Source organism: Marinomonas gallaica (assembly GCF_049821165.1).
Lineage (GTDB): Bacteria > Pseudomonadota > Gammaproteobacteria > Pseudomonadales > Marinomonadaceae > Marinomonas > Marinomonas gallaica.
Genome location: NZ_CP187511.1, coordinates 2257609 through 2274645, shown reverse-complemented (window position 1 = coordinate 2274645; position 17037 = coordinate 2257609). Strand labels below are relative to the sequence as shown.

Here is a 17037-nt window from a genome sequence, read left to right as displayed (position 1 = left end):
TGCAATTGAGAATCATTATTGATATAAAATGATTGACAATTCAATTGACTGAAATCGTCATATTTTGTACATTCACTTGGTAATGACAATCAAGGATTCTTATGAGCAGCAAACCCAGATCTCCGCGCAGTCAACGATTTAATCCAGCTAGTGATGACTTCCATAAAGAAGACTTTCCGTTTTACTGGCTAAATCAAGTGCACGGCCGCTACAGTGCTGCCGTAGAGAGAGCCTTAAAAAAAGTCAATCTTGATATTCCCAGATGGCGGATATTATTGACGTTAAAAGAAGAAGGTATTTGCAGCGTTTCAGAAATTGCCGTCCATGCGATTGCTAAGCTACCCACGGTGACAAAAATCATTCAACGAATGAAACAAGATGGCTTGGTTGACACCAGAGTAAGAAGCGACGATGGTCGCGTAACTGAGGTTATGATCACAGAAAAAGGACTCGAGGCTGTTGAGGATATTCGGTTTGCCACCAAAGACTTGTTCAAACAAAGTTTCAAAGGACTGACGGCGGCCAAAATACAACGACTGAATAAATTACTCGAAGAGCTTTTCCATAACTTACCTGAGCATTAAACATGTAAACGGAACACCCTCCCCTTCCCCATTTTTCTGCCTACCCAGCACCAATGCTTTTCTAAGCGACAGTCTCGCTCAAACATGGTGCTCTGGACTTTTTTGCTACCAAAAAGCATTTTTCACTGCATCGCGTTTCTTACACAACCAATATACTTTTAAATTTTTTCGCCCCCGCACCCCATTTGATAAAAATATTTATTATCAATACCTCAAAGCAAAAAAATGCGTATGGCACAATACTTGACTGCATGAAATTTTATTTTAAATTTCAAATAATAATCAGCATGACAGAGATTTACAAAGGGGCCGTACCATTTGTCCTGCTGCAACTGCTAACGCTTACCATCATAGTACTTTACCCCTTCTTGGTGACGTGGTTATTGTAGCGAGTGACGGCAATGCTTACGACTGCGACAGTCGCCTTCCATGACGGAACAATCTAAAACAAAAAAGCCACCTATGATGACAGGTGGCTTTTTTATATCTGCTTGGTTTTCGCTTAGCGCTTTTTCAACGCCTTCAAGACAAACGGCCCAACCAAAGCAAACAGCGTTGCGATCGCGAGTGTAATAGTGATAGGCCCATTGAATAGAATACCCCAGTCTCCACCACTTATAGAAAGCGCTCGACGTAGGTTTTCTTCCAGTACTTCCCCTAATACTAAGCCGAGGATAACCGGTGCCAATGAGAACCCTAGCTTACGTAGAATGAACGCAAACACACCCAGCACGACCATGAAATAAAGATCAAAGCTGTCACCATGGATAGAATAGATACCAATAAAGGTTAACATCACGATGATCGGTACAAGATAAGATTGCTTAATAGACAGCAATCGAACGAACATACCGATCAGTGGTAGGTTCATCACCAACAAGGCAATGTTACCGACAAACATAGAGGCAATCAGACCCCATGCGATTTCCGGCTGCTGTTCAAACAACAGCGGTCCTGGTGTGATGTTAAACATCAACAACGCGCCAAGCAGAATCGCTGTCGTACCACTGCCAGGGATGCCCAATGTCAGCATTGGCAACATTGAACCAGCCGCCGATGCATTATTCGCCGCTTCCGGTGCCGCTAGGCCGCGAATGTCACCTTTACCAAACTGATCATCATGACCTTCCGCGAAACGCTTTTCGGTACCGTAGGCCACGGCACTACCGATAGAGGCTCCTGTGCCTGGTAAAACACCAATCACAAAACCAACGATAGTAGAGCGTAACACGACCCATTTCACCGCCATCAAATCACTCATTGATACAAAACTTTTGCCAACTGGCGTCAGTTTCATATCGTTGCGTAACCAACTTTCCAATAACACCAATACTTCACTGATCGCGAACATACCAATGACAACGACCAAGAAGTCGACACCATCAAAGAAGTTTGGAATGTCCATCGTAAAACGTAGGATACCCGTACCAGAGTCAACACCGACCGTAGCTAATAACAAACCAATGATCACACCAATGGTGGTTTTAAGAGGACGGCTGCCAACCATGGTTGCAAGACAGGTAAAGGCGAACGTCATCAGCCAAACAAACTCACTTGGGCCGAATTTAAGCGCAAGATCACTTAACATCGGTGCAAAGAACACAATTAAAATAAGTGCGCCCATGCTACCGAAAAATGATGCCACCGCTGAAAGCGCCAACGCTCTTCCACCCTCACCTTTTTGAGCGAGTGGATAACCATCTAAGGTTGTCATGATCGCTCCGGCGTCGCCGGGCACATTTAATAAGATACTTGAAATACGGCCGCCATATTCTGCACCGTAATACACACCAGCCAATAGAATCAGTGCGGATTCAGGTGGAAATCCCATGGCATAAGCCAATGGTAATAAAATGGCCACACCGTTGATCGGTCCGATACCTGGTAGCGAACCAATGAGTGTTCCCACAAAGCAACCAATTAATACTAATGCCAAATTCATTGGCGCGAGAGCGACCGAAAAGCCCGTCGCAAGAAATCCGAGCGTTTCCATATTACCCTCCGAATAACATACCAGTTGGTACGTTTAGCTGCAGTAGATGTTTCATCACAAAGTAACTGACGACACTTAAGATGACAGAGTAAATGATTGCTCGAACTGGTTTTTCGCCAAACAGAATACAAAATACCGTGCCTACAATGGCTGTCGATACAATAAATCCTGCTTTTTCAAATAGAAAAGCGTAACCCGTCATTAATGCGACACCACTTAAAAGCTTTAGTAACACGGCGCCCGTTGGTGCCCATTTATTTGGGCTAGGTTTGACGAATAACCAAACTGAACAAAAAGCCATTACTGTCGATAAAATAAGAGGAAAGGCTTTAGGCCCAAGCGGTTCATACTGAAAAGGCACATCGAAGTGATATGCTGTCCAGGCAATAAGCCCAGACAGACATAACAGAGCGCCAGCAAATAGGCGGTCAAACATAAAAAGCCCCATCCATTATTTAATCAAGCCGGCTGCTTTTGCTAATTCACGCATGTCTTGAACTCGTACTTTCACATACTCATCCAATGCTTCGCCGTGCATGTAAAATGGCATCAAGCCTTTTTCTGCAACCGTTTGCTTAAAGCCATCTGTTTTATAGGCTTCAGCAAATTTATTTGACCAGTACTCGTACGCATCATCTGATACTTTTGGCCCTAGATAATAGCCACGCATAATGGTCCATTCGGCATTGAATCCCTGCTCATGAGCCGTCGGGATCGAGGAAAACTCACCTTCTAAACGCTCTGGCGACATAACGGCCAAAACACGCACTTTACCCGCATCAAGTTGGCCTTTCATTTCACCAATATCACCAGGATATACTTTGATATGTCCGCCCATTAACGCCGCAGTTGCTTCACCACCACCTTCGTAGGCAACGTAGCGCATTTTCTTAGGGTCGATGCCAGACGCTTTCATCAAGATCGCAGCTTTCATCCAATCTTGACTGCCGACACCGCCGCCAGCACCCAGTACAAAGGCGGTAGGATCTTTTCGCATATCTGTTACAAGATCGCCAAGTGTTTGCCATGGCGCATCCGATGAAACGATGATAGCGCCGTAGTCAACCCCTGCAGTGCCGACCCAACGTGCATCATTCTCGTCCAAGCCCTTACCAAACTTTCCTTGCGCTAGGTTAAGTAAAGAACCAGAGCTGAATGCCACAAGCGCATCGCCATCATCTGGGTTCACTTTGTTGATATGGTTGTAAGCCACCGCGCCAACACCGCCAGGCATAAACTTAACGGCCATTGGTTTATCAAGCAGTTGAGCGCGCTCAAAACCTGTTGAAACCACTCGGCAAGTTAGGTCGAAGCCACCGCCAGGTTTTGCTGGGGCAATACAAGTAGGTTTAGATGGCTCATAGGCAGACGCCATGGATGCCATACCGATGAAAGAAAGGGCTAGGAGAGATTTCTTAAAAGTCTTCATTATTAAAGCTCCGCTTTTGTTGTTATTGTTCTGCATCGAAGATCGCAGTAAGGTAAAAGTAAGCACCGAAACTGACATCAACCTGACAGGTATAAAAAAGAGTATCTCTATGCGGGTTTTACTTACCGAAGACAATGAAGGATTAGCCAACTCGATCGTTCATTATTTTACTGAAAATGGGCATGCGATTGACTGGGTGAGTAGCGCGGAAAAGGCCGATTCTATACTTGCGCACGACGAATTTGACATGTTGATCCTTGATGTTAACTTGCCGGGAAAAAGCGGCTTTGAGCTGCTATCTTCTCTAAGAGTTCGAAAAAACCCACTTCCAGTATTAATACTAACAGCGCGCGCTGACATTGATGATCGAGTGAGTGCCTTAGACTTAGGCGCGGATGATTATTTGGTAAAACCGTTCGATTTAAGAGAGCTCGCGGCACGTTGCCGAGCACTGGTGAGACGAGAACGAGGAAAATCAGACAACGAAATTCAATGTGGCAATTTAAGCTTTAACAGTGCAACCAAAACCGTAAAAATTGGCGATGAGATCATCGAGCTACGGCCGCGAGAAGTACAAATGCTGGAACTGTTTCTAACGCATCTCGATAGAATGCTGACCAAAGATGATATCGCTAACCGTCTGTATAATTTTGGTGAGGCCTATACACCTAATGCGATCGAGCAAATCTTGACGAGGTTAAGAAAGCAAATTCAAGAGTCGACTTTGATCATCAAGACCGTTCGTGGCATGGGATATTTAGCGCATGTTCACGATTAAAGAGCATCTAAAGAAGCTCACTTCGTCGCAAATGTATTCCTTACGCCAAAAGATGCTGACCCGAACAGCGCTGTTGATGTGTACCGTGTTAGCCATTCTCAGTGTTGGCGTATGGCATTACGCCAACACCAGCGCTGACTATTCCTATGACCGACTGCTCTCAAGTGCCAGCGTTACCATGTTGGATGGCATCAACGTCGCTAAAAACAAGGTACATATTGATCTGCCCTATTCCGCTTTTGAGATTTTACAACTCGCCCCTGAAGATAAAGTTTATTACGCCATTTATGGTCCAAATGGTGATTTTTTAAGTGGTTATTCGGATTTACCTCTTTCCCCATCGGTAACGGAGCAAGCGTCCACGCAGCCACGTTATGAATTGCATTTTTACAAACAGCAAAAAGTACGCTTTATTGTGCGTCATAAGCGCTTAAGCGAGCGTTCTGTTGCTGGCAATGTCTCCATCATTTTGGGGCAAACAACCATTGCTCGCGATGAACAAATGCGAGACACACTCTATGCCGCACTGACAACCCTAATGGCGGTCATGGCCATTGCTCTCTTGGTTATGTGGGTCGCCATTAATCGTGCCCTATCACCGCTTAGCTGGCTTTCTTCACAACTTGTTTCTCAGTCACCTATGGAAAACGGACGACTGCCCGCCACCAAAATACTAGAAGTTGCTCCATTAACACATGCGATTAATAACTATCGGCAACAATGGTTGGATGCGCTGGTAGCAATGCGCGACTTTATTGCTGACGCATCACATCAAATACGCACAGCCCAAGCCACAACAAAAGCGCAGTTTGAGATCGCTCTGTCGTCTAAAAACGAGCGAGTAGATAAAAAAGTTGTCGAAGCGATCTATCAAGACCATACCAAACTCACACGTTTAACCAATCAATTATTAGTTCACGCAACCATCGTACATAGGGGCGACCATCAAGCCTTTACGCCTATCGATATGCACGGTTTTTTACAGGACATAATCACCTATGCAGTCCGCGATTATGCGCACACAAACATTGAGTTTGAGTATGTCCCCGCCTCAGAGAACATCACTATTCTTGGGGATGAAATAGTGCTTAAAGAAGCCTTACGAAATGTCATCGACAATGCCGTTGCTCATGGCACTTCAGATCGTTCAACAACATATGGGATCATTCGTATTAGTCTTGAGACATGTGATTTAGATTGTCGAGTGTGCATAGAAGACAATGGTCAAGGTATTCCAGAAAATCAAAGAATGCATGCATTAGAACGCTTCGTGAAAGTCGGAACCAACACTCAAGGCTCTGGCCTAGGGCTTGCTATCGCGCAAAGTGCGGCGTTATCCCATCAGGGCCGCCTGATACTCTCGAAAAGTGAGTTGGGTGGTCTTGCCGTTAGCTTTTCATTACCTCGATTAACGGAGACACTCCATGCGTCGTCTAATCATTAGCCTCTTGAGTTTTTGTATCACCTCCCATCTTTTTGCGAACGATACCGTGCTTCGTATATACAGTGCTACGGACATTGGCGCCATACGACCCATGCTGCACGAATTTGAAACGCTTTACCCTAATACGACGATCGTATATAGAGAGTTTAATACCATTGAGCTGTTTCAAGAGTTACTCACGCCTACTTTACCGGCGCCTGATGTGGTGATCAGCTCTGCATCAGACTTACAGGTAAAACTGGTCAATGACGGCTTTGCCCAACCCGTTTACGATGTACCTGAAGTCACGTCTAATCAGCCCTGGGCACAATGGACGAACGAGCTGTTTGGTTTTACTTATGAACCGGTCGTGTTTGTATACAACAAAGAAGCGTTTATTAATAAACCTATTCCTCATACCCACGAAGCACTTGCTGAACAGCTGAGGGAGCAAGCGGATTTTTATCACAACAGGATTGGCACTTATGATGCAGCCAGTTCCGGACTGGGTTATTTGGTTGCCTCTCAAGACGAGGTTGCTTTCAGTCTTACAGGTCGATTACAGGAGAGTTTAGGTCGAGCAAGAGCCGATATTCATTGTTGTACATCACTACTTCTGACACGACTCACAACAGGAGATTTGGTTTTCGGCTATAACCTTTTAGGCTCTTATGCCATGGCAAAAGCGGCTTATAATGAGCACATTGGCGTGATTATTCCTGAAGACTATACCTTGGCGATTATTCGTTCCGCTTTTGTTCATCGAAACGCTAAAAGTCCTCCTTTAGCCGCGGCCTTTATCACATACCTAAGGTCTCCAGCGGGGCAAAAAACCATTGCCAACAAAACTGCATTAATGCCACTTGACCGCCGCCTCGGCTCCCATAACGACACCAATAATCAGCTGCAAAAGTCCACGAACTTCCACCCTATTCGTCTTGGACCGGAATTATTACTCTACTTGGACCAACATAAAAAAATGCATTTTTTAAACAACTGGTCGTTAGCAATGGACCCTTAAATCTGAGAAGAAGCGAACCCTCTGATCATGCAGTGATGATCAGAGAGATGGAGAGTAGCCAATACATCTCTCCTAGACGATACAAGTCTAAACTGAAGCGGTTTAGTGTCGCGGTGCGAAAAATGTCGTTGTTTTTTTCAGCGTAGCGTCTCCTGCTGTAAACACCATTTCAACCGCTGTTTTTCCGGCAGCCGGAGCATTTGTACACAGACGAACAGAACGCCAGTAAGCGTCGCCGGGGTTAAGCGCGATATCAGAATCACCGTAGATTCGGTAGGCTGAAGTACCGACCCGCATTTGCATGGTTTTGGCTTCAATATTAAACGCTTCCGCTTTGACTTTATAAAAGTTACACACGTCTCCATTCCCCATGATGCTGTACATTGCACCTCGCTCGCGATTGAATTCCACTAATAAATTCGTTGTCTGAGTGAAGCCATACGCGACCGTTGCAAACGCGATAGACATGACTGAAAAATACCCTATAAGTCGTGGACGCAACAGCTGATAGCGTTGGCCTTCTAGTTCCGATTCACTGGCAAAACGAACCAATCCTAGCGGCTTGGAAAGCTTTTTCATGACACTGTCGCACGCATCAATACACGCACCGCAATTAATACAAGGTGCTTGTAAGCCCTGCCGTATGTCGATCCCAACGGGACACACTTGCACACACAGAGTACAGTCAACACAATCCCCTTGACGCGATGCCTGTGGTAGCTGGCGCTTAGATACCCTTGGTTCGCCGCGAGCAACATCATACGACACAACTTTACTGTGCTGATCCAGCATCACAGATTGGAAACGCGAGTACGGGCAAGCATGTAGACAAATTTTCTCGCGAACAATGCCAGCATTTAAGTAAGTGAATGCACTAACAGTCATAAGCCAACCCACTAGGTAAATGGGCAGTTCAAAATGAATAATCTGCGACAATAAACTGTATAAATCGACAAAGTAACCGGTGAATGTTAAAGCGGTCCAGACAGACAAGATTAACCATAGTGCGTGCTTTAAGAGTCTTCTGTAAACATGTGCTTGTTTAATCGGTTGCTTATCTTGTTTGGCTCGTCGATTGGCTTTGCCCTCGACCACATCTTCAATACGAATAAAGATCCAAGTCCACACACTTTGTGGACATGCAAAACCACACCAGACTCGTCCTGCCAACATAGACAAGAAAAACATCAGTGTTGCCCCAGCAATAAGCAGCCCTCCAAGCAGCTGGAGGTCGTACCAAGACAACTCCAAACCAAACAATAGAATACGGTGCGTAGAAAAGGAGAACATCAGCACTGGAACGTCGTCAATACGTAGCCAACATAACAGAAAAAACGCAGTCAGCATCGGCCAACTAATCAAGCGTCGTAACGTTTGAAAGCGCCCTTTTATAAGGCGCACGTAGATCTTGCCATCCGAAACAGTGGTGTCTTTTAAGGGAATCTTTTGCATGGGTTGTACCTCAATGAAACATCGAGGCTACTTTAGTGATATTTATTTTTAGAATTAGAGACAGATCACCCCGAAATACATGAGCACAGAAGGTTAAAAGCCATCCCTTGATTTAACTCAAATTTTTGCCACCAACCAAAAACTTAATACGTTAAAAATATACCCAGATAGATGAATTCCCAAATAAATTCGCTAAACTATGCCCAGATGAGCCAATTAAACTAGGAGCACTACCTTATGGGGGCATTTCGTTACCAAGCACTTGAAGTATTGCTTCGCCAACAGATTCAAACAGGTCGTTTTAAAGTGGGTGAAAAACTCCCCTCTGTCAGAACACTCTGTAAACTTCATGAGATGTCTAAGGCAACGGTTGTTCATGCTTTACATAAATTAGAAGCCGATCAACTGATCTATGCGGTGCCTAAATCTGGATACTTTGTGAATGAGGCGAATGCGGATTACAATGCGCCGCAAAAAGTCTCTACGCCTTCGGTCCCAGCATTGGTAAACGTGCCTGATATTTTTCGCGATATTATGTCTCGTAGTGCCGCGTTCGACATATTGCCAACGGATGACCCCGTGCCCGTGGCGCAACATCTAGTGACATTGAATCGTATGATTGGCAAAGCTTCTCGCACTCATCCAGAACAAAAAGCCCATTATTACGATGAACCCAAAGGTCATGTGGGATTGCGTCAAGCCATTGCGGACTTATATCGGCAGCGAGAAACGCAGTTAACACCTGACGACTTATGCATTACTTCTGGCTGCCAGCATGCCTTGTTTCTCGCTTTAATGGCCGCTTGCCAACCGGGGGATACTGTCGCGATTGAATCGCCGGCCTTCTACGGTGTATTACAACAGCTAGAGCAACTTGGGCTGCATGTCATTGAAATTTCATCTGACCCCAATACAGGGATTGATTTACAAGAACTGGCCGAAAAAATACAAGACTGGCCGATCAAAGCCTGTATTGTCACCCCCAATTTTAACACCCCAACTGGGGCTAGGATGCCCATAGAGCACATTAGATCGCTTCTGCAACTTGCCCACCAACATGATTTTTTCATCATAGAAGACGATATTTACGGTGAACTACGTTTTCGCAGTGAACTGTGCCCACCCATTAAAAATGAATGCCGCGAAGGTCGAGTTATCTTGTGCAGCTCGTTCTCAAAGTGCTTATCAAGAGAACTTCGTATTGGGTGGGTTGCCGGCGGCGCATTGCATGCGAAAATAGTCCAGTTAAAACTGATTACGCAATTGGCGAGTCCACAAGCGGTGCAAGAAGGGCTGGCAGAGTTCATCCATCAGGGGCATTTCAAGCGTTACGTCAATCAATATCGCCAGCAATTAAAAGAGCAAAGAGACCAATTGCTCGACGAGCTGAAGCGTTATTGGGGGGGACAAATAAAGTTTAGTAAGCCTCATGGCGGACTCAGCTGCTGGGTTGAGCTCCCTAATCAGATCGACACTCAAAAAAGCTATAAACTGTTACTGGAGAAAGGCATCGTACTCACGCCTGGTGTTCTGTTTTCAGCACATGGATTGTATAAAAACCACATGCGTTTGAGCTTTTCGCAACCGTTGACTGAGCGCCGTCGAGCGGCGCTGCATCTGCTGTTTCAAACGTTGTTGGAAAATCAATAACGTCGTACTCGCCTAAACAAAGGTGAAGGCGAACTGACGCTTGAGCTGTAAGTGACGGAAAGACCTTTGATGCCTTTTAATGCATCATAGGGATCTTTCCCTTCTTTGATAGCAAAGCTGGTAAAACCACATTGTCGCATCAAACTTAATTGATCACGGAGTACTTCTCCGACGGCCCTTAGCTCACCTTTATAGCCAAAGCGCGTACGCAGTAAATACGCCAAGCTATAGGCCCTGCCGTCTTTGAAGTCCTTGAACATTAAAGCCACCAGTCGAATATCCTGCAAATATGGCTGAATATCATGCAGCTCTTGTTCTTGCTCAATTAGAACCGCCGCTCCCCGATCGGACGCAGGTCGACTTAACCAAATCGCTGATGGTTCAACGCAGTACTGCCCTGAACATTCTTGATTCAGCACTAGTTCCCATGGGTCGTTTAAATCCACACTCGCTTCACCATCGACTAAGGTAATCGTATTCTTCATACACTTTTCTCCTGGTACAGTGCGTCCTTGAAGGGTGCTAAACCAATACGATCTACTACCTGAATGAAGCTCTCTTTTACCTCACGATGTCGTCGATACACATCAAACAACATGCGAATAGCCTGTGGTAATTCCGACTCCGCAATCGCTGGGCCAAGCACTTTACCTAATCGACTCTGCGTTCCCTGTCGTCCGCCTAAGGTAATTTGATAGTGATCTGTTTGGCTCTTGTTGAGACCTAACATGCCAATGTTAGCGATGTGATGGTGCGCGCAAGAGTTTATACATCCTGATAAATTCATACTAACAGGACCAATATCTTGCTGCTCCTCCAAGCTAAAAGCTTGAACAACCTGCTCCGCTACTGGAAAAGAATGTGCTGTTGCCAAATTACAATAGCTTGCACCTGGGCAGACAATCATATCGGACAAGAGTGTGTGGTTAGATACACCTAGACCTAGCTCATTAAGCTGCATCCAGACTTGAAACAGCGCAGTGTTTGGCACATCAGGCAACACCAAATTTTGTTCATGGGTGACGCGCACTTCACCAAAACCAAAACGTTCGGCTAGATCTGCTATTCCACGCATTTGTTCGCTGGTAACGTCGCCTGGAATGTTATTGGGAAATTTCGTTGAAATGACCACCGATCGATAACCAGAGACTTTGTGCTTACGTACATTCAAGTTATACCAGTTAGAAAATGCCTCATTATTTTGTAGGTGCGTCGCGAAACCTAAATCTGTTTCGTCTAACCGCTGGTAAACCGCAGGCAAAAACTGTGAGGCAATTCGGCTTAGTTCACTGTCCGTTAACCGATTAGGCTCTTTAGCAATTTGCTGAAACTCTTGCTCAACCTCTTGCTTAAAAGCATCTATTCCCAATGTATTCACCAAAATCTTGATGCGCGCTTTGTATTTACTATCTCGTCGGCCATAGCGATTAAACACCCGCAAAATTGCCTCTAGATAAGACAGTAGATCACACCAAGGCAGCCGGTCATTTAAAAGCTGACTAATGTATGGTGTGCGACCTAATCCGCCACCGACCATCACTTTAAAATATAACGCTTCAGACTCATCACGATGCAAGTATAAGCCCACATCATTAATACGTACCGCCGCACGATCCTCTTCTGTGGCGCTTACTGCAATCTTGAATTTTCTTGGCAAGAACAAAAATTCAGGGTTAATCGTCGACCACTGACGAATGATCTCAGCAAAAATGCGCGGGTCATACACCTCATCTTCGGCCACACCGGCAAACGCTTCCGTGGTGACATTACGCACAACATTGCCAGAAGTCTGAATCGCATGCATATCATGCTCAGCTAGGTACGCTAGAATATCGGGCACTTCAGACAATTTGACCCAGTTATACTGAATATTTTGGCGCGTTGTAAAATGACCATAGCCTTTATCATACCTGTCACCAATGTCGGCCAGCGCGCGTAATTGTTTCGTCGATAACACACCATATGGAATGGCAACACGCAGCATATAGGCATGTTTTTGCAGGTATAATCCATTTTGCAATCGTAAAGGCAAAAACTCTTCTTCACTCAGTTCTTCTGCTTGGTAACGTGCAACTTGATCGCGAAATTGTGCAACGCGCTCTTTCACTAAAGCACGGTCATAGTCATCGTATTGATACATAAAATAGTCCTACAAGGTTTTAAGTTAGCCGTGTACTTATCTAGTGTTACCCTTCTGTATCACGAACTTTGGCGCAAAAAACATGATAAGACCAATAGCAACAACCAAGTATGACAGGTGCAAAAATAGCGCCCCCCCAGAGAGTAAAGGGTAAGCTCGATTCAGGTGCGGCCGCTTGATAGACAGTCAGATCTGGCGGGATAATGTTCGGCATCAAGCTAGTGATCAATGTGAGATAAGCAAGCCCAAGCAGTCCTAGCGTCAATGCAAATGGCCACCTCTGCCATTCTGAGAAGCGTATAACGTAGTACACCCAAGTAAACTGCATCAAACCAAGCATTGGGATAAAGCCCATATAGAAGAAATTTGGTAGCCCTAGCCAACGCTCTCTTAACGTTTCAGTTAAGAATGGCGTAACAATGATAAGTACGGTCATCGCGTAGCCAAGCCACGCTAATAAATGATGCGAATAATGGCGCATTTTTTGGTTGAGTTCGTTTTCCGTTTTGATCAATAACCAAGTGGATCCCAATAAACCGTAAGCAGGCAAAATACAAAAACCGACCAGAATACTAAACCAACTCACCCAATCCCATGCACTTCCAACGAATTGACCATTCTCAATGGCAAACCCTTCAATGACCGCTCCTATCGCCACGCCTTGGAAGAAGGTCGCCACAACAGAGCCCACACAGAACAGGGCGTCCCAAATACCTTTATCTTTAGCGCCCGCTTTGAAGCGATATTGAAAGGCAACTCCGCGCAGCATGAAACCAAACAACATACACAACAAAGGAATGTATAACGCGTCTAAAATGATCGAATACGCCAGCGGAAACACGGCCATCATGCAGGCGCCGCCGAGTACTAACCAAATTGCATTCCCATCCCATACAGGGGCCACGGAATCTATCATTACATCTCGGTGTTGTTTATTTCGGACCCCAATAAACAACAAACCGACACCCAAATCAAAACCATCCATCAAGACATACATCATTAGCGCAAAGCCAATTACGAGTGCCCAGATGATAATTAAGTCGAATCCCATAATGTTACCTCTTAATCAATAAAATCTTCACAACAGACAGTGGTTTGACAAGGTGCTGCACCCATGTAAGGGATCTCTGCCGTGCTTCTAAACAAGCTGATAATAGGACTGTTTAAGAACTCAACACAGGCACAAAAAAGAAGAGAATAAATAGGGACAGATAAAAACGTACAATGAACTCTCAGTGTCTGTCATCATTTTTTATTTCACATCTGCCCCTACTACTTGAACAAAAACCGTATCAATATCCTATTTATGCGATGACTTGTTTTTAGGAATAAAATGACTTTACCACTACCCAAATTTAGTCTTGAGACAACAGGCAAGAGCGTACAGGAGCTCTCAACGGTTGCCGGCCTGCTGCCTCCCCATACGCCCGTTAATATTGCTTTTCTTGGTAATGAAACGCACCAGCAACGAATTCAGGCTGCTGTCACAATCAAAGCACTCGGTTTAGCGCCTACACCTATCCTTTCGTCAAGAAGGATCACGTCAAAAGCAGACCTCGACTATTTAGTGGGTGAGCTAAAATATCGCGCTGACATCAAACGACTTATGTTCGTTGGCGGTGACCCAGTGGTGCCTGAAGGACCTTATGAAAATTCACTGGTGCTGTTTGAAAGCAACATATTGAAGACATGTGATGTTGAAACCATCGTTATAGCGGGCTATCCAGAAGGACACCCGCATATAACGTCAGATCAACTAATAGCGGCATTGAAGTGGAAAATCGCATTTCTAAGAAAAAACCATTATAAGATAGAGATCACTACGCAGCTGGCGTTTTGTACGACGCGTATTATTAAGTGGGTTCAGGACATCAGGGCAGCGGGAATCATGGAGCCTATTCGAATCGGCGTACCTTGCCCAACAAAGGTGAAAACAATACGCTACTTCGCCAACCTTTTTGGCGTGCCTATTACGGCTGACGCACTCGCTCACTATGAGATGGATATCGCTGACGAGCAACTCGATGCGAAGACCGACTCACTTTTTCTTGAACTGGCTCAGCAGATTGAAAGACTGGGTATAAAAAATATCTATTTTCATCTCTATACTTTAGATGGTGTAAGCAAAAACACATCATGGATACAGAACCACCTATAATGGAAAACAAGATAAGCTGTAAATGCGGCTAAGCCTTATCGGTAACAACGATAGGGCTTTAATTTTTGCCATGACTCAGGCTTTCGAGTATCCTGCCAAGCTTATATCTTTGTGACGTGTACTAACGATTTTACCATCGCGGATCTTGTTTCGCCTCGCTGCAACCCAGCTTTTTCTTAACCAATAACCATTGAAAGGCTTTTAATGGTTCTCAAGCTATACATTAGCAGGATGAACAGGATGTTATTAGCTGGATAAGGTAATGCTGATACACTACCATCTAGTATCATCGAACATTTCTTAAACTACATTCTCCTCAGTGATCATCGGACTCCTCACTTATGTCAGCAACGCTATTTTCATTATTGGCTTTATTCGCCAGCGGCTTCTTCATCTACATAAGCCATGGACTCATTAATGTCCTGCTTCCTTTACGGTTAAATTTCGAACAAGTAAGCACCGGAAACATTGGTTTAATCATGTCTATGTTTTCCGTGGGGTTGTTATTAGGTGGCGTATTTACTCGACGCTTGATGACACGGGTTGGACATATTCGAATGTACACGGCGTCAGCAGCGCTGGCTGCGATCAGTATTTTGATCTGCTACCTATGGTTTAATGAATGGGTCTGGGCGATCATGCGTATTCTCATGGGGTTTTGTATCGCTGCGACCAACATTGTTTCCGACGGTTGGTTAAGTGAGCGCTCTACGTCTGAAACACGTTCAAGAATCTTGGCTACTAACCAAATTGTAGTGCTGTTATCAATGTTCTTAGGGTCATTTGTCGTTAACCTAGCCGACGTCACTCATGCAACGCTCTACATCATCGCAGGCCTACTTCTGTGTGGCGGGGTTGTCCCCATCGCAATGGGCAAAGCAACGGCACCTCAAGTCGAAGACACTGTGCCTATGCCAATGATGCAATTAATTCGCACATCCCCAGTAGGTGCCAGCTCGGTACTGGTCTGTGGTTTAGTATTAAGCTCCCTACTTAGCATGCTGTCCGTGTATGCGGATTCAAAAGGCATCTCTGGTGTCAATTTATCCCTATTGGTTGGTGCTGCTATCATTGGTGGCGCCGCGCTGCAATTCCCAATAGGCTATCTTGCTGACCGATTAGAACGACGCAAAGTTATACTCTATATTGTACTTTTCTCGATTGTATGTACGTTACTCATTCCTACCGTTCTGGGCTTTGACTTTTTCATTGCTTCATTGATATTGATTAGTATCAGTAGCGGAATTGTTTCAAGTCTCTATCCGTTAGGTATTTCTGAAACATTTGACCGATTGCAACAAAATCAAATGAGCGGTGCCATTGGTGCCATCATTATCATCTATGCGACTGGGGGTATTATTGGCCCCTACATTATCGGTCTGGTAATGGAACACATTGGCATTGACTATTTCTTTATTGCACTGGGTCTTATTCAGTTAGTGTTCGCGTTCTTTGTTGTTTACCGCAGTAAGGTACGTCAATCTATACCGCTTGATGAGCAAGAGTCCTTTGTCCCGCAAGGTGCTGCAATGGGTTGGGTAAGTAGCGAACTAGACCCTCGAATAGAATACGTCGATACGTCTACGCTAAGTCATGAAGTAGCGATCGCGGTCGATATTGCTCAGTTACAGCCAAAGCTGGCGTTGAAGATGGTCAGCATCTTGGCGCGTTCTTATCCTGAACAAGTGTTAGATTTTGCCAAAGCGTTGGCCAGTATCGAAGGTATCGATGTGACCGAGCTGTACCAACGGTTGAATAAATACGATCCTAACCATGAGCATCAGCAAGAGCTAATCCAGACGATTATTACCAACGCATCGGGTTCTACCGCAGAATTAGTAGATCTTGTCTTTAAAGAAGCGGATTACGAAGAAGTACCTGAGTTGACCACCATGATAACCGACGCAGACCCTGAACACAGTATGGAAATCTTTGAAGCGGCGGCCGAATCGGTTATGGAGGAACATCCCGAGACCGTTGTAGAGATTGCAGAAGCTTACGCAACTTCAGCTGCGACACAGTTAGAGGAAATGCGCTACGCGGATCGCTTGGCTGAAGAAAGCGAATTGGAGCAAAACATCAGTGGTATGGTTGATTACATCTCTGAGAACGCGCCACAACACGCTGACGATATTGAATCCGTTATTCCTGAAACGCTAAAGCATAAAGACGAATCAACTCAGTAAGACGCCTGATTTAACTGTCTGCCTCTATTTCAGGGGCAGACTGCTCCCTCGAATAAACTAAAAGCTCTCATTACCCTGCTCCATTCACTTTTTTTGCTCCAGCACAGCTAAGCTTTAACTGTTACTCAAAAAGGCAGCCACCTCATCATTAGAATAATTCAATACAAACTGAATTAGACGAATTTTACTCATAATAACAATGTGCGTACATTGTTCCTATACC

14 protein-coding genes are annotated in these 17037 nt (G+C 44.9%); 7 read left to right on the top strand and 7 right to left on the bottom strand.

Going from position 1 to position 17037, the window contains the following annotated elements:
* The first annotated feature begins 101 nt into the window (after positions 1-101).
* A complete protein-coding gene (locus ACPUEK_RS10710; RefSeq protein WP_425640719.1) occupies positions 102-584 on the top strand; it encodes a MarR family winged helix-turn-helix transcriptional regulator in 483 nt (160 codons plus the stop codon).
* A 502-nt stretch (positions 585-1086) separates the two neighbouring features.
* Here ACPUEK_RS10710 and ACPUEK_RS10705 read toward each other — a convergent pair.
* The 3 genes from ACPUEK_RS10705 to ACPUEK_RS10695 are packed head-to-tail and all read right to left on the bottom strand — an operon-like array spanning position 1087 to position 4006.
* The gene (locus ACPUEK_RS10705) at positions 1087-2577 is read right to left on the bottom strand and encodes a tripartite tricarboxylate transporter permease (protein ID WP_425640718.1); all 1491 of its coding nucleotides are present in this window, start codon (positions 2575-2577) and stop codon (positions 1087-1089) included.
* A 1-nt stretch (position 2578) separates the two neighbouring features.
* Positions 2579-3013 carry a tripartite tricarboxylate transporter TctB family protein gene (locus ACPUEK_RS10700; RefSeq protein WP_067217465.1) on the bottom strand — a complete coding sequence of 145 codons (435 nt, stop codon included), beginning with the start codon at positions 3011-3013 and terminating at the stop codon, positions 2579-2581.
* A gap of 15 nt (positions 3014-3028) precedes the next feature.
* Positions 3029-4006, bottom strand: coding sequence for a Bug family tripartite tricarboxylate transporter substrate binding protein (locus ACPUEK_RS10695; RefSeq protein ID WP_425640717.1), 978 nt, complete (start codon positions 4004-4006; stop codon positions 3029-3031).
* A 109-nt stretch (positions 4007-4115) separates the two neighbouring features.
* Between ACPUEK_RS10695 and ACPUEK_RS10690 the strand changes: the two genes are divergently transcribed.
* The 3 genes from ACPUEK_RS10690 to ACPUEK_RS10680 are packed head-to-tail and all read left to right on the top strand — an operon-like array spanning position 4116 to position 7228.
* On the top strand, positions 4116-4784 hold the full coding sequence (locus ACPUEK_RS10690; RefSeq protein WP_425640716.1) for a response regulator transcription factor: 669 nt from the start codon (positions 4116-4118) through the stop codon (positions 4782-4784).
* Positions 4771-6228, top strand: coding sequence for a sensor histidine kinase (locus ACPUEK_RS10685; RefSeq protein WP_425640715.1), 1458 nt, complete (start codon positions 4771-4773; stop codon positions 6226-6228). Before ACPUEK_RS10690 ends, ACPUEK_RS10685 begins: the two co-directional genes overlap by 14 nt.
* Positions 6209-7228: an ABC transporter substrate-binding protein gene (locus ACPUEK_RS10680; protein ID WP_067217476.1), complete on the top strand. Its 1020-nt coding sequence runs from the start codon at positions 6209-6211 to the stop codon at positions 7226-7228. The genes ACPUEK_RS10685 and ACPUEK_RS10680 overlap by 20 nt, the downstream gene beginning before the upstream one ends.
* Before the next feature lie 102 nt (positions 7229-7330).
* On the opposite strand, the gene ccoG is transcribed toward ACPUEK_RS10680, so the two are convergent.
* Positions 7331-8680, bottom strand: a complete 1350-nt coding sequence (gene ccoG, locus ACPUEK_RS10675; protein WP_425640714.1) for a cytochrome c oxidase accessory protein CcoG — start codon at positions 8678-8680, stop codon at positions 7331-7333.
* Between the two features lie 237 nt (positions 8681-8917).
* Between ccoG and ACPUEK_RS10670 the strand changes: the two genes are divergently transcribed.
* The gene (locus tag ACPUEK_RS10670) at positions 8918-10330 is read left to right on the top strand and encodes a PLP-dependent aminotransferase family protein (protein WP_067037316.1); all 1413 of its coding nucleotides are present in this window, start codon (positions 8918-8920) and stop codon (positions 10328-10330) included.
* On the opposite strand, the gene ACPUEK_RS10665 is transcribed toward ACPUEK_RS10670, so the two are convergent.
* From ACPUEK_RS10665 to cydB, 3 genes are read right to left on the bottom strand one after another with little or no spacing between them, the layout of a single operon-like run.
* Entirely contained in the window at positions 10324-10815 is a 492-nt protein-coding gene (locus ACPUEK_RS10665) for a DUF934 domain-containing protein (RefSeq protein ID WP_425640713.1), read from the bottom strand. The two genes, ACPUEK_RS10670 and ACPUEK_RS10665, sit on opposite strands and share 7 nt — an antisense overlap.
* Positions 10812-12470, bottom strand: a complete 1659-nt coding sequence (locus ACPUEK_RS10660) for a nitrite/sulfite reductase (protein WP_425640712.1) — start codon at positions 12468-12470, stop codon at positions 10812-10814. Before ACPUEK_RS10660 ends, ACPUEK_RS10665 begins: the two co-directional genes overlap by 4 nt.
* Positions 12471-12516: 46 nt before the next feature.
* A complete protein-coding gene (gene cydB, locus ACPUEK_RS10655; RefSeq protein WP_425640711.1) occupies positions 12517-13521 on the bottom strand; it encodes a cytochrome d ubiquinol oxidase subunit II in 1005 nt (334 codons plus the stop codon).
* Between the two features lie 282 nt (positions 13522-13803).
* Here cydB and ACPUEK_RS10650 point away from each other — a divergent pair, with 282 nt between their 5' ends.
* Together ACPUEK_RS10650 and ACPUEK_RS10645 are read left to right on the top strand one after the other, a co-directional pair.
* Positions 13804-14628: a methylenetetrahydrofolate reductase gene (locus ACPUEK_RS10650; protein WP_425640710.1), complete on the top strand. Its 825-nt coding sequence runs from the start codon at positions 13804-13806 to the stop codon at positions 14626-14628.
* A gap of 341 nt (positions 14629-14969) precedes the next feature.
* Entirely contained in the window at positions 14970-16814 is a 1845-nt protein-coding gene (locus ACPUEK_RS10645; protein WP_425640709.1) for an MFS transporter, read from the top strand.
* The last annotated feature ends 223 nt before the right edge of the window (positions 16815-17037 follow it).

Bases quoted from the DNA above. Each gene is read 5' to 3' on its own strand.
- ACPUEK_RS10710 (WP_425640719.1), top strand. From the start codon at position 102: ATGAGCAGCAAACCCAGATCTCCGCGCAGTCAACGATTTAATCCAGCT.
- ACPUEK_RS10705 (WP_425640718.1), bottom strand. From the start codon at position 2,577: ATGGAAACGCTCGGATTTCTTGCGACGGGCTTTTCGGTCGCTCTCGCG.
- ACPUEK_RS10700 (WP_067217465.1), bottom strand. From the start codon at position 3,013: ATGTTTGACCGCCTATTTGCTGGCGCTCTGTTATGTCTGTCTGGGCTT.
- ACPUEK_RS10695 (WP_425640717.1), bottom strand. From the start codon at position 4,006: ATGAAGACTTTTAAGAAATCTCTCCTAGCCCTTTCTTTCATCGGTATG.
- ACPUEK_RS10690 (WP_425640716.1), top strand. From the start codon at position 4,116: ATGCGGGTTTTACTTACCGAAGACAATGAAGGATTAGCCAACTCGATC.
- ACPUEK_RS10685 (WP_425640715.1), top strand. From the start codon at position 4,771: ATGTTCACGATTAAAGAGCATCTAAAGAAGCTCACTTCGTCGCAAATG.
- ACPUEK_RS10680 (WP_067217476.1), top strand. From the start codon at position 6,209: ATGCGTCGTCTAATCATTAGCCTCTTGAGTTTTTGTATCACCTCCCAT.
- ccoG (WP_425640714.1), bottom strand. From the start codon at position 8,680: ATGCAAAAGATTCCCTTAAAAGACACCACTGTTTCGGATGGCAAGATC.
- ACPUEK_RS10670 (WP_067037316.1), top strand. From the start codon at position 8,918: ATGGGGGCATTTCGTTACCAAGCACTTGAAGTATTGCTTCGCCAACAG.
- ACPUEK_RS10665 (WP_425640713.1), bottom strand. From the start codon at position 10,815: ATGAAGAATACGATTACCTTAGTCGATGGTGAAGCGAGTGTGGATTTA.
- ACPUEK_RS10660 (WP_425640712.1), bottom strand. From the start codon at position 12,470: ATGTATCAATACGATGACTATGACCGTGCTTTAGTGAAAGAGCGCGTT.
- cydB (WP_425640711.1), bottom strand. From the start codon at position 13,521: ATGGGATTCGACTTAATTATCATCTGGGCACTCGTAATTGGCTTTGCG.
- ACPUEK_RS10650 (WP_425640710.1), top strand. From the start codon at position 13,804: ATGACTTTACCACTACCCAAATTTAGTCTTGAGACAACAGGCAAGAGC.
- ACPUEK_RS10645 (WP_425640709.1), top strand. From the start codon at position 14,970: ATGTCAGCAACGCTATTTTCATTATTGGCTTTATTCGCCAGCGGCTTC.